The 14,283-nt window shown below is 36.4% G+C and carries 13 protein-coding genes; 7 read left to right on the forward strand and 6 right to left on the reverse strand.

From position 1 onward, the window contains the following. Nucleotides 1-143: 143 nt before the first annotated feature. The 6 genes from ABXT71_RS09190 to ABXT71_RS09215 form a co-directional block, all read right to left on the reverse strand. On the reverse strand, nucleotides 144-512 hold the full coding sequence (locus ABXT71_RS09190; RefSeq protein ID WP_415371027.1) for a diacylglycerol kinase: 369 nt from the start codon (nucleotides 510-512) through the stop codon (nucleotides 144-146). Between the two features lie 2 nt (nucleotides 513-514). After that, on the reverse strand, nucleotides 515-1,012 hold the full coding sequence (gene tpx, locus ABXT71_RS09195; protein WP_415371028.1) for a thiol peroxidase: 498 nt from the start codon (nucleotides 1,010-1,012) through the stop codon (nucleotides 515-517). A 185-nt stretch (nucleotides 1,013-1,197) separates the two neighbouring features. Further along, a complete protein-coding gene (nhaC, locus tag ABXT71_RS09200) occupies nucleotides 1,198-2,679 on the reverse strand; it encodes a Na+/H+ antiporter NhaC (RefSeq protein WP_415371029.1) in 1,482 nt (493 codons plus the stop codon). 371 nt (nucleotides 2,680-3,050) lie between these two features. Further along, nucleotides 3,051-3,611, reverse strand: coding sequence for an OsmC family protein (locus ABXT71_RS09205; RefSeq protein ID WP_415371030.1), 561 nt, complete (start codon nucleotides 3,609-3,611; stop codon nucleotides 3,051-3,053). Nucleotides 3,612-3,619: 8 nt separating this feature from the next. Beyond that, nucleotides 3,620-4,882, reverse strand: coding sequence for a trans-sulfuration enzyme family protein (locus ABXT71_RS09210; protein WP_415371031.1), 1,263 nt, complete (start codon nucleotides 4,880-4,882; stop codon nucleotides 3,620-3,622). A 47-nt stretch (nucleotides 4,883-4,929) separates the two neighbouring features. Next, complete coding sequence (locus ABXT71_RS09215) at nucleotides 4,930-5,964, reverse strand: flavin-containing monooxygenase (protein ID WP_415371032.1); 1,035 nt, start codon at nucleotides 5,962-5,964, stop codon at nucleotides 4,930-4,932. A 167-nt stretch (nucleotides 5,965-6,131) separates the two neighbouring features. On the opposite strand from ABXT71_RS09215, the gene ABXT71_RS09220 reads away from it, so the two are divergent. The 7 genes from ABXT71_RS09220 (at nucleotide 6,132) to tilS (ending at nucleotide 14,282) form a co-directional block, all read left to right on the forward strand. After that, entirely contained in the window at nucleotides 6,132-6,590 is a 459-nt protein-coding gene (locus ABXT71_RS09220) for an Lrp/AsnC family transcriptional regulator (RefSeq protein ID WP_415371033.1), read from the forward strand. Between the two features lie 238 nt (nucleotides 6,591-6,828). Next, on the forward strand, nucleotides 6,829-8,424 hold the full coding sequence (locus ABXT71_RS09225; protein WP_415371034.1) for a S41 family peptidase: 1,596 nt from the start codon (nucleotides 6,829-6,831) through the stop codon (nucleotides 8,422-8,424). A gap of 109 nt (nucleotides 8,425-8,533) precedes the next feature. Continuing rightward, a complete protein-coding gene (gene lpdA, locus ABXT71_RS09230) occupies nucleotides 8,534-9,934 on the forward strand; it encodes a dihydrolipoyl dehydrogenase (RefSeq protein ID WP_415371035.1) in 1,401 nt (466 codons plus the stop codon). Nucleotides 9,935-10,028: 94 nt separating this feature from the next. Next, nucleotides 10,029-11,324, forward strand: a complete 1,296-nt coding sequence (locus tag ABXT71_RS09235; protein WP_415371036.1) for an anthranilate synthase component I family protein — start codon at nucleotides 10,029-10,031, stop codon at nucleotides 11,322-11,324. Nucleotides 11,325-11,542: 218 nt separating this feature from the next. Beyond that, complete coding sequence (locus ABXT71_RS09240; RefSeq protein ID WP_415371037.1) at nucleotides 11,543-12,229, forward strand: fumarate hydratase; 687 nt, start codon at nucleotides 11,543-11,545, stop codon at nucleotides 12,227-12,229. Nucleotides 12,230-12,232: 3 nt separating this feature from the next. Beyond that, entirely contained in the window at nucleotides 12,233-12,970 is a 738-nt protein-coding gene (locus ABXT71_RS09245) for a DUF3307 domain-containing protein (protein WP_415371038.1), read from the forward strand. 1 nt (nucleotide 12,971) lies between these two features. After that, nucleotides 12,972-14,282 (forward strand): tRNA lysidine(34) synthetase TilS, encoded by a 1,311-nt coding sequence (tilS, locus tag ABXT71_RS09250; protein ID WP_415371039.1) that lies wholly within the window; start codon nucleotides 12,972-12,974, stop codon nucleotides 14,280-14,282. Nucleotide 14,283 lies beyond the last annotated feature (1 nt).

Consider the following 14,283-nt stretch of genomic DNA (forward strand, 5'->3'; position numbering starts at 1 on the left):
CTTAATTTAAGTAAAAGTAACGTAGCCATGGTAAAACCAAACGTGGTTTATGAATACTTTAATACTAGTAAGTTAAATCCTTTGATCTAAATACTTTTGAGACCTTTTAAAGGAAACAGAAACCGAGGTAGAATGACCTCAATTTATATCCACCCAAATTTCGGGAAATAAATAATACCAGCAATCACCATAGCAGCAATAGCGGCAAAGAATACAGCGCCTGCTGCCACATCTTTGATGTAGCCTATCTTATTGTGAAAGTCTGGATGCACAAAATTTGCAATTTCTTCAGAAGCTGTGTTTAGCCCTTCGGCAGTCATCACAAGGCCAATGGCAAATATCTGGATCATCCATTCGGTATTTGATATTTCAAAATAAAAACCAGCAATGGTGACCACAATGCTAATGAATAATTGCACTTGAATACTCGCTTCATTTTTGATCAGCATGTAGGCACCCTTTGTTGCGTATCCGCATCCTTTAAGTCGTTTTCCTAAAAAAGAATTCCACATGCTTATAGTGCTTTGATGGCAGATAAGTAATCAGGTTCCTGGCCTATTTCTGGTACTTGTTCTGTGTAAAGCACCTTGTCATTTTCATCAAGTACAACAATGGCTCTAGAGTGAAGTCCTGCAAAACCACCTTCTTGAATTTCGAGGCCATAAGACTTCCCAAATTCTCCTGTTTTAAAGTCTGAAAGCATCACCACATTTTCTAATCCTTCTGCAGCACAAAAACGATTGTGAGCAAAGGGAACATCTCTCGATATACATAAGACAACTGTATTTTCAAGCGCTGAAGCTTCTTGATTAAATATTCTGGCAGAGGTTGCGCAAACACCTGTATCTATGCTCGGAAAGATATTTAAAATTTTACGCTTTCCTGAAAAGTCTGAAAGCTGTTTTGTACTTAAATCTGTCGCGGTAAGTGTAAAGTTTTTTGCTTTGCTCTCTACTGCAGGCAAATCGCCATTAGTTGTAATGGGATTTCCGCCTAGTGTGATGTGTGCCATATTGTATTGTTTTATAAAATTTCCGAAGTATAAAAATGTCTTTTGTTTACAGAAGTTAAAAATAACACTAAGACGGAGATAATTTGCAATGATTTACGCAAAATGAAAAGCACGGTTGCAAAACAGTTGCAGCGTACCTATTCATAAAAATTGTGATTTTATATTACTAAAATTTTAAAGACCGACTATTGGCTAAAATCTTCAGGGTTTTTCAACATCTTGATTTTAATTTTAAATGCTGCGAAGAGCAAAGTCGTAAAAGGGCTCAGCCAGTTAAAGATGGCATAAACAAAATACTCACCAACGCCTACACCTAGTACACCACTTTGATACGCCCCGCAGGTATTCCAAGGGATTAATACCGAAGTTACCGTTCCAGAATCTTCTAAGGTTCTAGATAAATTTTCTGGTGCTAACCCTCTGTCCTCGTAGGCTTGTTTAAACATTTTTCCCGGTATCACAAGCGCTAAATATTGATCACTAGCGATGACGTTTAATCCTAAACAGCTAATTACGGTAGTAGTAAAAAGACCAAAAATAGTGGTTGCAAGTTTTAGTAACTCCTTTGTAATTCTTGCCAGGGCACCTATTCCATCCATTATACCCCCAAAGACCATCGCACAGATAATTAATAAAATAGTCCAGAGCATTCCCATCACACCACTAGAACTAAAAAGCTCGTTAAGTGTTTCGTTAGAAGTTTCTATAGAAATATCACTAAAAATAGCTTGAAGCATTGCAGTTGCACTCGAATCTGAAATCGACGCTAAAATTTCTGGTTGAAAAATAAAAGCGAAAACAATTGCGGCAGCTATACCAGCACCTAAAGCAATTGTTGGTTTTGTTTTAAATAAAATGAGTGTAATAATAATAAGCGGCACTAAAAATAACCATCCTGAAATATTAAATGTTGTATCTATAGTCTTTAGTAGGCTACTAATGTCAGCCTCTCCAGAAGTTTCTATAGAGGCACTAATAATCCCAAATACAATCAAAGTAATAATGATGGTTGGAACGGTCGTGTATGCCATATATTTAATATGCGTAAACAAATCTGTTCCCGCCATCGCAGGGGCAAGGTTGGTTGTATCACTTAAGGGTGACATTTTATCGCCAAAATAAGCTCCAGAAATCACGGCTCCTGCAATCATTCCAGGATTAATGCCTAAGGCAGTACCTATGCCAACTAGCGCGATACCTACCGTTGCAGAGGTGGTCCAAGAACTACCAGTTGCAATTGAGATAACGGCAGCAATTATAACAGTGGCCGGCAAGAAAATCTCGGGGCTTAATACCTGTAAGCCATAATAGACCATTGCAGGTATCACACCACTAACGAGCCAAGTACCAGCGAGTGCTCCTACGAGCAATAAAATCAAGATGGGTACAAATATACTTTTCCAGTTTTCCCAGACTTCTTTTGCCATCACTAAAACCGAAACCTTATTAAACAAGCCGACGACTATCGCTACTGTACCACCCATTAATAGAATGATTTGGTTAGAATAGTCTCCTAGCCAAACTCCATCTTGAGCAAAAATATTATAAGCCAATAGTATCATGAGAATGAACACAGGGATTAACGCTTCCCATATATTCAATTCTGTATTGTCTATAATGTGATGGCCCTGAATATCAATTTCGCTGAGATTGTCTTTTTCTTGCATGGGAGGTAATTTTTTAGAATTGTAATGTTACGGTTTTGATTGTTACTTTGCAAATCATATTTCTAACGACCTGATTTTATATTGTAGCTAAAAATTCATTTTTCACTTATAACAGTTAGTCTAATGATCAGTAAAAAAAAATAGTTACGCCTTGTGTATTTATATAACAATTAGTAAAGTTGAATAATTTGAAAAGAAAAATAAGTAGTAGCAAATACAAATTAAATATCTATGAGATCATTTGTCATAGCAAGAAAATAGCCTCAATGAAATTAAAATACCTTCGCAATAAAACTAATTTTTATTGTGAAGGTATTTTCTGCAAAAAGCTTTGCGCTAGTGGCAAGGTATACTAAAATGTCTATATTTATCTAAACTAACGGTGCTTTAACGCCGTCTGTCTTCAATGTTCCAATCATTTTAACTTCGTTTTTCACGGTGTTAAAATTAGGGGAGTGTTTTAAAACACGTTCCATAAGTGCATTATAATCTTCTTGTGTACCATTTCCTTTCACGTGAAAAATAAATTTAAGTTCAGGAAAACCGGCGTTTATAGTATCGTCTATTCCTAAAAAGCTATTTAAATTTAATGCGCCGTCTATTTCAATTTTTAATTGGTTGATTTCAATATTCTTAGCCGTTGCGCCTGCCATAAATGTTACCGCCATACAACCCGCTAATCCACCTAACATATATTCTGCTGGGTTTGGCGCGTGGTTTACGCCAAGTAATTGAGTGGGTTCGTCTATAGTGAATTCAAAATCTCTTACAATCTTGTGATTACCTAAAATCATATTTTTAGTTTTCACTTTTGTTTGGGTTCCGCTTACCCAGTCAAGGGCAATACCATAGGTCGCTTTGCCTTCTAAAGGGCTTTCTTTTACTTCATTTGTGTATTCGCTTAAACCAGCGATGTTTATGTTATTTAACATAGGAGTTCTTATTTAAATACGTTGTTTAGTGCTTGTTCAAAGTCTGAAATTAAATCTTCAAGGTCTTCTATGCCAACAGACAGGCGTATAAGACCTTCGTTAATGCCTATGGCTTTTTGTTGATCTTTTGTTAGTGATGCTTGTGATGTGTTATAGGGCAATGAGATTAAACTTTCTACGCCACCTAGGCTTGTTGCTTCTTTAGGTAATTTTAAATGGCTTAATAATTTATGGGCGTTCATATTTCCACCGTCAATCTCAAAACTAATCATCCCTGAATATTTTCCATTTAATTGAGATTTAGCTAAATCGTGTTGCTCGTGCGACGCTAATCCTGGATAATACACTCTTTTAATTTTTTCGTGTGCTTCTAGATATCTTGCAATTTGTAATGCATTTTCATTATGCGTACGCATTCTTAGCGCAAAGGTTTTTAAGCTTCGTTCTAATAAGAAACAGGCGTGGGGATCCATAGACCCTCCGTTTTTTAGCATTTGAGGCCATATGCGATCTATGAGTTTACGAGAGCCAGAAGCGGTGCCTCCTATTAAATCTGAATGGCCGTTTAAATATTTTGTTGCAGAGTTAACGACAAGATCTACTCCGAGCTCCAATGGCTTAACATTGAACGGGGTTAAAAATGTGTTATCAATGATGACTCTTAGATTGTATTTTTTACCAAGTGCCACCAGCTCTTTTAAAGGAGTTAATTTTAACAAGGGGTTTGTTAACGCTTCAAAATATAAAACTTTTGTGTTTTCCTGTATTGCAGCTTCTATAGCATCGATGTCAGTGGGAGAAGTAAAAGTGACAGACATGCCGTAGCGATATAAATCTTCATATAAAAAATTATACGTGCCGCCATAAATATCTCTTGAAGACACTAGGTGGCTACCTTTATCTAATATGGCGAGTATCGCAGATGAAATAGCCGCCATACCGGAAGAAAAAACGATAGAGCTTTCTGCACCTTCTAAAGATGACACCTTTTCTTGAACACTCCATTGCGAGGGATTCCCATATCTGGAATAGATCATTTTTTCTCTACCACGGCCTTCTTCTATAGCCTTATAGGAGGATTCATTTAAATGAAATGTAGAGCATTGGAAAATAGGCGTTCCTAATGCTCCCGTAATAGGATCATTATATTGCCCTGCGTGAACAGCCTTAGTGGCATCGCTATATTGAGAATAAGATTCTTTGTGAAGGGTAGGGCCTTGTTCTCTTTTACGTTTTAAATCGTTTAGCCATATATCATTATTTACATTCATTTTTGACTATTATTTTTAGTTTACTTATGCGCATTTTTATGGAACGTTTAATTTAAAATATACTCACTTAAATATTTTGCATCATCCTTGACACCACCGAGTGTTGCTGATCCTCTTGTGTGCAACCACGGTAATCCTAAATAGTACAAGCCTTTAATATTGCTAACACCTCGATAATTTTTAGGGTATTGATTTGTATCTAGTTGTTCGTTTTCAATCCAATTAAAATTAGGCTTAAATCCGGTAGCCCATATGATATTTTTTATGGATGAGATTGTCCCCTTCTCAAAAGTTATGTCGTGATCATTTGCGTCTAGCGTTCTGCCTACACATTTTAAGTTTGGTCTTTTAAACAGCTTTTTCACATCAGTACCTATGACGGGTTGTCTTCCGTTAATTATCTTTTTACCCACCCAGGAATGCTTGGTAGCCGTTAAAAATCCAGTTTTTTTAAACCACCACCATAATGTTTTCCCTAAAAACTCTTGCGGTAAAGAAGCGATATCAGTTGTTCCAGAAAAATATACAGTCCTATCTGTTTCAGAAATTTCCTGTAGAATTTGCACGCCAGAATCTCCTGCTCCAACAACAAGGGTGTCTCCATCTTGTAATTGACTTGGGTTTTTGTAATGCTCACTATGTATTTGGGTGATGTTCTCTGTTATCTTTAAATGGCACTTTGGAATAAAAGGAGTGTGAAAAGGTCCTGTAGATACGATTACATTTTTTGCTTTAAAAGCAGTGGTAGCGCTGTTCAGCGTAAAATGACCTCCTTCTTTTTTTAAGGCTGTTATTTTTTCATTGAAGGCAATAGGGATATCAAATTTTTGAACATATTGTTTTAGATATGCTGCTACTTCATATTTGGTAGCATAATGTCCTTTTTTATGCGGAAATGCTAAGCCGGGCAAATTGTTAAATTCTGAAGGAGTAAATAATTTTAATGAATCCCAGCGTTTTAGCCAAGGGGCGCCTATTTCGGCATTAGCATCTACTATTAGAAAAGATTGCTCTTTTTCCTTTAAGTAATGTGCTATAGATAAGCCTGATTGACCAGCACCAATAATAATAAAATCCTTCATTAAGCTTTATTTATTCATCAAAATTAAGTCTTTATAGAATAATAATCAACTGTTGTGTTTGTAATTAGATTAATAATCACTTTAAACTAATATGACGTTATTATATTTCATATAAATATTCAAAACTTGTGTACCTTTAGGAAAAATTTCCTGAAAAATATTTGATTATGAAATTAGATGCCATTGATAAAGAGTTATTGACTTTGCTGCAGCAGAATAGCAAGCAAACTAATAAGCAATTATCGCAGCAATTAAATCTATCGGTGACGGCTATTTTTGAACGTATCAAAAAGCTAGAACGGAATGACGTGATAAAACAGTATGTCGCCTTGTTGGATAAAAAGAAAGTCGATCTAGGTTTTACTGTGTTTTGTCATGTAAAACTCACGAAACACGAGCAGAAGTCTATTGCTAATTTTGAAACTGAAATTGAACAATTGTCAGAAGTATTAGAATGTTTTCACGTAAGTGGGGATTACGATTATTTATTAAAAGTTGCTGTGAAAGATATGGATCATTTCAGGACATTTATGGTAAAGAAATTGACCTCATTAGAAGAAATAGGAAGCACGCAGAGTTCTATCACAATTAAGGAAGTAAAGAATAATACGGCAGTGATATTATAAACTACTGCATATTTTGACTAGGAGAATTTATGCTAGTATTTCTCTCAGTACAAATAAGTTTTATAGTACTAGATCAATTTTATTGATTATCTATTTCAAGCTAGCGTTTGTAAAACTCAGGCAACCATTGAATGAAAAAAGGCGTCTATTATAATAGTGTTTAAAACAAACTCACTGTTTTATATGTAACACATGAATTAAAAACGAGTCATATAAAACGTATATAACTAAAAGTCCTATGATTAAAAATGCCGTACTACTTGTATTCATAATTATATCGCAAGCGGGTTGTAAAAGTGTAGGAGATTATAATGAAGAAGTGACTAAAAATCACAGCATAGTTGATCTACAAGCAGATGTAGCAAAAGCATACCATCAACTTCAGCGCAACCATCCCCGACTGTATCAATACATTTCTAAAGAGCAATTAGACACCAGTTTTGATAGCTTACAGAAGTCTATTAAAGAACCGCTCACAAGTATGCAGTTCTATTTAAAGTTGGCACCTGTAGTAAAAATGATAGGGCAAGGGCATATCTCAGTCGTTCCTCCTCAAAAAAGAAGGACAAGGAAAGTGCGTAATACGTATAAAGATAAAAAGTTTGATTTCTATACCTCGCAGTTTAAGTACATAGACAATCATCTAATATTAACGAGAGCGATCAACGGAGATTCTCTTTTAGTAGGGAGTGAGTTGCTTGCCGTTGAGAGTGAAACACCACAAGAACTTATAGAACGGTATAATACGAATGTAGCGAGTGATGGTTATAATAAAACGTTTTTTGAAAGTTTTGTAGGGAATAGGTTTCAACGATTCTACGCTAGAGAAAATGGATTTTTAGATAGTTTGTTAGTGACCTATAAGCTCAGGGATTCCGTTTTTAAGCAAAACTATACTTGGGTAGATACCAAGATGAAAAAGGATAGTACAAAGTTAGATTCAATTATCATTTCGGCGAAGCCTAAAAAATTGACTAAAGAAGAAAAGAAAACTCGGAAGTTAGAAAATAGAAAGAAGCGAAAAGATCATTCAAAATACGGGTATCTGCCTAAGATAAATTTGAATACGCGTAACATGAGATATATAGGAAAGGACAGTACGACTGCTTATATGAAAATAAGAAGTTTTACAAATGGGAAGTATGAGGCATTTTATGAAGAGAGTTTTAAAATTTTAGATAGTCTAGAAACAAAGAATCTTATTATAGACTTAAGAGATAATGGCGGTGGAAGACTTACTGAGATAAACGATCTATATAAACATCTAGCCTTAGAAGATTTTACCTTTATTAATGAGAGTGAGGTAACAACAAGAACGCCTTTTTTAAATATGGCTATGAGTAATACAAGTGGGCCAATAGTGCACGGGTTGGTTGCGGTATTCTCTCCAATTATAGTTGGACATAATCTATTGAAAACGCAAAAAAGAGATGGAAAAATCTATTATTGTTTCAAACAGTCTAAAGAGCAATCGCCCTACGAAAATAATTATAAGGGTGCTCTTTACGTATTGATTAATGGAAACTCATTTTCAGCATCTTCTGTATTCTCAACAAATTTGAAAGGTACAGGAAGAGCCACATTTGTGGGGCAAGAAACGGGAGGAGCATACAATGGCACCGTTGCAGGATTGTTTAAACCGTTTAGATTACCTACATCAAATGTAACGATTAGAATGGGACTTATGCAGATAGACGCTCCCTTTAAAATAGATCCAGATGGTTATGGAGTAACTCCAGATGTTGAGATAAACGCTGCTACCTTAGAAGACTATCAATTAGATAAAGATCCTGCCATAGAATGGGTGCTGGATGCTATTGAGAATGAAAAATAAACGAATCTAGATTGTTAATGTTTCTTACTTAAAAGGAGAGTTCGTACCTTTGTTTTTTATATGTAATGCTCAAAATATTGAGCAATTTCAATCTTAAAAAGAGAATAATATGTCAAAATATGATGTTGCAGTAATAGGTTCTGGTCCTGGAGGATATGTAGCGGCGATTCGTTGCGCACAACTAGGAATGAAAACGGCTATTATCGAAAAATATAACACCTTAGGAGGGACCTGCCTTAATGTAGGTTGCATCCCGAGTAAGGCGCTTTTAGATTCTTCTCATCACTATGAAGATGCGATTAAGCATTTTGAAGAACACGGGATTGAAATCCCTGGCGAAATAAAGATAAACTTTAAGAAAATGATAGCGCGTAAAGCTTCTGTTGTTGAGCAAACCACAAAAGGAATCGAGTTTTTAATGAATAAAAACAAGATTGATGTTTTTACAGGAATGGGTTCGTTCAAAGATGCCACACACATTGAAATTACTGGAGATAAAACAAAAACAATTGAGGCTGAAAATATCATAATAGCTACGGGTTCTAAGCCTTCTACGTTGCCGTTTATAACACTAGATAAAGAGAGAGTAATTACATCTACAGAAGCATTAAAGCTAACTGAAATTCCGAAACACATGGTGGTGATTGGTGGAGGAGTTATTGGTCTAGAATTAGGTCAAGTCTACCGTCGTCTTGGCGCAGAGGTTTCTGTGGTTGAGTATATGGACCGTATTATCCCAACAATGGATAGCGCTCAGAGTAAAGAATTAATGAAGGCGATGAAAAAGCAAGGCGTTAAGTTCTTCCTTTCTCATAGAGTATCTGCTGTTTCAAGAAAAGGAGATGAAGTTATGGTTACGGCGACAGATAAAAAAGACAAGGAAATCATTTTTACTGGTGATTACTGTTTGGTCTCTGTGGGACGTAAAGCCTACACAGATGGACTAGGTGCAGATAAGGCAGGTGTGAAAATTACAGAAAGAGGACAAGTGGAAGTAAATGATCACTTGCAAACTAATATTTCAAATATCTATGCAATAGGGGATGTAATTAAAGGCCCAATGTTAGCGCACAAAGCAAGTGAAGAAGGAACGTTAGTTGCTGAAATATTAGCGGGTCAAAAACCACACATTAATTATAACTTAATTCCGGGCGTGGTTTACACGTGGCCAGAAGTTGCAAGTGTTGGTAAAACTGAAGAACAATTAAAAGAAGCCAATGTCGAGTACAAATCTGGACAATTTCCTATGCGTGCTTTAGGAAGAAGTCGTGCAAGTGGAGATACAGATGGTTTTGTAAAAATATTGAGTGATAAAAAGACAGATGAGGTTTTAGGAGTTCATATGGTAGGAGCAAGAGTGGCAGATCTAATTGCCGAAGCGGTAACCGCGATGGAGTTCAGGGCAAGTGCAGAAGATATAGCTCGCATGAGTCACGCACACCCTACCTACGCAGAAGCTGTTAAAGAAGCGGCTTTAGCTGCTACAGACGATAGAGCTTTACATATTTAAGAGTATGAATAGAAAGTTTATTAAAAACCATTTTGAATTTTTCAAAATGGTTTTTTGTTTTCAATACCTTTACAACTCAATTCCTATTTAATTCATGCGTCACATTGTTACTAAAAATATTCAGCTCACCACTAGTTTAAAGACGCGTCTTTTGCAGTGGGCACGACAGTTTGAAGAAGTAGTATGGCTAGACTCTAATGAACATTCGGACGGCCATAGTTCATATAAAGCAATCCTTGCAGTAGATGCTTTTACCGCTATAAAAACAGATAGTAAACATGCTTTTGAGAAGCTTGAAGAGTATCAAACGTTATCTAAAGATTGGCTTTTTGGGTATTTGTCCTATGATCTTAAAAACGATGTAGAGCGCCTAAAATCGGAGAACTTTGACGGTCTTGGGTTTCCAGATTTGTATTTTTTCCAACCTAAAAAAATATTTCTTTTTTCAGAAGATGAAGTGACTATTCAATACCTTCAGATGGTAGATGATGAGATAGAAAGTGATTGGGAAGAAATAATGAAAAAGCCGGAAGATGAAGCCCATGATGTTTCCGAAGCTATTAAAATACGATTAAGAACTTCTAAGGGCGCGTACGCAAACAAAGTAGGGAAGATGCTGCGTCATATAGAACGTGGCGATATTTATGAAGCTAATTTTTGTCAAGAGTTTTTTGCTGAAAATGTAACCATTGATCCTGTGCGCTCTTTCTTGCACCTTAATGAAATCTCGACGCCACCTTTTGCTACTTTCCTGAAATTAAACACCCATTTTGCGCTGTCATCATCGCCAGAACGCTACCTCAAAAAAACAGGTGCTACGGTGGTTTCACAACCCATAAAAGGAACGGCAAAACGATTAATTGATCCTGTGGCAGACGGCGCGATGGTGGCTCAATTAGAAAGCGATCCTAAAGAACGCAGTGAGAATATTATGATCACAGACCTGGTACGGAATGATCTTTCAAGAATCGCAGAAAAAGGATCTGTAACCGTGGATGAGTTGTGTAAAGTGTATTCGTTTAAACAAGTGCATCACATGATTTCTACCATTCGATGTAAGGTGGCAGAAGATGTTACGCCTGTGACTATTTTAAAAAACACATTCCCAATGGGAAGCATGACGGGGGCACCTAAGGTGGCTGCGATGAAGATTATCGAGGAACTTGAAGAAGCAAAACGTGGCCTGTATAGCGGCGCGGTGGGTTATTTTACTCCTTACGGCGATTTTGATTTTAATGTCATCATACGGAGTATCTTGTATAATGCAGATGAAAAATATGTAAGTTTTTCTGTGGGTGGCGCTATTACCGCAAATTCTATAATCGAAAACGAATATGAGGAGTGCTTGCTCAAGGCAAAAGCAATGAGAGAGGTATTGGAGCGAGTTTAGTTTTTGAATCAAGTTTAGTAGATAGATACTATTGCCGCGTTAAAACCGGGTTAGGTTTGTTTTGAATGCACAGATGCCAATAAAAAGGAGGCTATTTCAATCTTGATAAATTATGCCCTCTCAGTGGCATAATTTATATTTATGTCTTCTAGATAGCATAAATGGTATTTATGTCCTCTCAGTAGCATAGTTTTATTATATTTGTAAAAAGTTATTTTATGAAATACATCGTAATATCTGGTGATGTAGTGTCTTCAACAAGTCTTTCTGTTTCGGATAAAGGCGTGTTACGTATCGCACTTGATACACTTCTTGAACAACTCAAGGAGCGGTATGGCGTTTATGGACGTCTCTTAAAAGGCGATTATATAGAATGTGTGGTTCAGAGTCCATCGCTAGGTTTAGAAGTCTTGCTTGCGATAAAAACTTATGTAAAAAATATTCCCATAGCTATTGATGGGTACACAGAAGATAAAAAACGCGCGAAGCTCTTTAAAGAACACGGGATACGTCTCGCAATGGGTTATGGGGAACTCTCCGTTTTTGATGAAGAGAAAGGGATCATAGATGGGGAGGCTATCTATCTTTCAGGTCGTTTGATTAACTCAAAATCTACGCATGACAAGGCGCGCGTGGTGATAAAAAACACCTTATATTTTGCCTCCAAAGATCCAGTGTTAAATAGCAAGTGGACAGCGTTTCTAGAATTGTTAGATGTGCTTTTAAATAAAGCAACTGAGCGACAAAGTGAAGTTGTTTACCATAAAATATTGGGGCTCACCGAAGATGCGATTGCTCAAAAACTAGATGTAAACCAGTCTGTGGTTAATAGACATTCTACTAGCGTAGGTTGGAATGCGATAGAGACAACGCTATCCTATTATAAAGCTACTTTTAAAAATTAAACTATGGACTTAACAACTTTTTTATTATTCCAGTTTTTAGGTCATTTAATGGCAGACTTCTTTTTTCAAACCAATAAAATGGCGCACGAGAAGAACGATAAAGGCTTTAAGACCAAATACCTCGCTTGGCACATATTAATTGTATTTGCTTGCTCGTGGTTGTTTTCTTTTCAAGTTAAATTTATAGCGGGTGCAGCAGCGATTGCGATTATTCATTATTTCATTGATGGCTTAAAAGCAGTAGTTAATAAAAAACCAAAGCTAGCCAAATATGCCTTTTTTGTGGATCAAGCACTTCATCTGGGTACACTTGTTTTGGTTTCTATCTTGTTTCTGAAATATCGTGGATTTGAAATGACCTATGCCCCAGAGATACACCCAAGGTATATTGCTATAGGCATCGCTTATCTATGTTGTCTAAAGCCAGCAAACATTTTGATTAAGCAAGTCTTTAAATCTTCAGAAATTGATGTTGCGATAGCAAGCAAGATAGAAAAAGATCAATTAAACCCATCTGACGAATTACCTAATGCAGGAAAATTAATAGGGATACTCGAACGAATCCTAACGCTTACCTTTATTATAGGCAATCATTTTGAAGGCGTAGGCTTTTTAATAGCGGCAAAATCTATCTTACGCTACAGAGACACAGAAACTCTAAAAACAGAATACGTACTTATTGGGACTATGCTGAGTTTTGGGATTGCGGTGTTGTTGGGTAGTATTATTTTTATTTTTTAATATGCTCACATCCTTCAAAAAACATATCGACCAAACATTCCCTAGGCTCTGCGATAAAAAAATAATTCTTGCTTGCAGTGGAGGATTAGATAGTGTACTGTTAGCACATTTGCTGAAACAGCTAAATTTCAATTTTTGTATAGCACATTGTAACTTTAATTTAAGAGGGGACGAAAGTGATGGAGATGCTGCATTTGTGGCCGCCTTAGCGACCCTGTTAAAAGTCCCGTTTTACGAGGAGGTCTTTGACACAAAGGCATTTGCCAAAGACCATAGAATATCAACACAAATGTCCGCGAGAGAGCTGCGATATGAATGGTTTGAGCAACTACGGAAACAAATTAAGTTTGACCTAATAGCTACAGCACATCATGCAGATGACGTTTTAGAAACCGTTTTAATAAATCTTTCCAGAGGCACAGGAATACGAGGTCTCACGGGTATTCCAGAAGAAACCGAAACTTTAATTAGACCTTTGTTACCTTTTTCAAGAGATGAAGTACTACGCTTTGCTAAAAAAGCTGAGTTTTTCTGGCGAGAAGATAGTAGTAATGCAGCAACAGATTATTTGCGTAATGAGCTACGTCATCGTGTGATACCTCCTTATAAAAAAGCTTCAAAAAATGTATTAAAAGGAGTTCGGAATACGATAACCCACCTTCAAGCCACAGAACAACTTGTAGCGGATTATATGGTCTTACTTTATAATTTATTGGTGACAGAAACCGTTGATGGCTATGAAATTGATATTATAAAGCTTGGCGATTTACCGAATCAAGGTGCTGTTTTGTATGAGCTGTTATCTCCTTTTGGTTTTACCGCTTGGGATGATATAATTGATTTGGCTACTGCTCAAAGTGGTAAGCTAGTTTTTTCAGATAGTCATAGGCTACTCAAAGATAGGACAAAGTTTATTTTAACGGTTCGTGATTCAATTGAGAATATTTCAGAAGAAATAACCATTAATAAAAATGAAAGTCAGGTTATTGATCCTGTGCCATTAACCTTTATTCCTACAGATAAAATAGGGTACGTTGATAGCCGCATAGTATATGTAGATGCAGCTCTATTAGTGTATCCATTAATTGTGAGAAAGTGGCGTGAGGGCGATGTTTTTCAGCCTTTTGGACTCAAAGGAAATAAGAAAATTAGTAAGTTTTATAAAGATGAAAAGTTATCTTTAGCGGCTAAAGAAAAAACGTGGCTTTTATGTAGCGGAAAGACCATTGTCTGGGTGATAGGAATGCGCGCAGATGATCGCTTTAAAGTTACAGAGAAAACAACTCAAATAGTAAAAATTACAACCAACTAAC

Source organism: Patiriisocius sp. Uisw_047, assembly GCF_047730165.1.
In the GTDB taxonomy this organism is placed as follows: Bacteria; Bacteroidota; Bacteroidia; order Flavobacteriales; family Flavobacteriaceae; genus Patiriisocius.

What these genes read in the sequence shown, in the direction of transcription:
- ABXT71_RS09210 (WP_415371031.1), bottom strand. Translation starts at nt 4,882, where the DNA reads ATGAATGTAAATAATGATATATGGCTAAACGATTTAAAACGTAAAAGA.
- nhaC (WP_415371029.1), bottom strand. Translation starts at nt 2,679, where the DNA reads ATGCAAGAAAAAGACAATCTCAGCGAAATTGATATTCAGGGCCATCAC.
- ABXT71_RS09240 (WP_415371037.1), top strand. Translation starts at nt 11,543, where the DNA reads ATGAAATACATCGTAATATCTGGTGATGTAGTGTCTTCAACAAGTCTT.
- ABXT71_RS09220 (WP_415371033.1), top strand. Translation starts at nt 6,132, where the DNA reads ATGAAATTAGATGCCATTGATAAAGAGTTATTGACTTTGCTGCAGCAG.
- ABXT71_RS09215 (WP_415371032.1), bottom strand. Translation starts at nt 5,964, where the DNA reads ATGAAGGATTTTATTATTATTGGTGCTGGTCAATCAGGCTTATCTATA.
- lpdA (WP_415371035.1), top strand. Translation starts at nt 8,534, where the DNA reads ATGTCAAAATATGATGTTGCAGTAATAGGTTCTGGTCCTGGAGGATAT.
- ABXT71_RS09225 (WP_415371034.1), top strand. Translation starts at nt 6,829, where the DNA reads ATGATTAAAAATGCCGTACTACTTGTATTCATAATTATATCGCAAGCG.
- tilS (WP_415371039.1), top strand. Translation starts at nt 12,972, where the DNA reads ATGCTCACATCCTTCAAAAAACATATCGACCAAACATTCCCTAGGCTC.
- ABXT71_RS09245 (WP_415371038.1), top strand. Translation starts at nt 12,233, where the DNA reads ATGGACTTAACAACTTTTTTATTATTCCAGTTTTTAGGTCATTTAATG.
- ABXT71_RS09205 (WP_415371030.1), bottom strand. Translation starts at nt 3,611, where the DNA reads ATGTTAAATAACATAAACATCGCTGGTTTAAGCGAATACACAAATGAA.
- ABXT71_RS09235 (WP_415371036.1), top strand. Translation starts at nt 10,029, where the DNA reads ATGCGTCACATTGTTACTAAAAATATTCAGCTCACCACTAGTTTAAAG.
- tpx (WP_415371028.1), bottom strand. Translation starts at nt 1,012, where the DNA reads ATGGCACACATCACACTAGGCGGAAATCCCATTACAACTAATGGCGAT.
- ABXT71_RS09190 (WP_415371027.1), bottom strand. Translation starts at nt 512, where the DNA reads ATGTGGAATTCTTTTTTAGGAAAACGACTTAAAGGATGCGGATACGCA.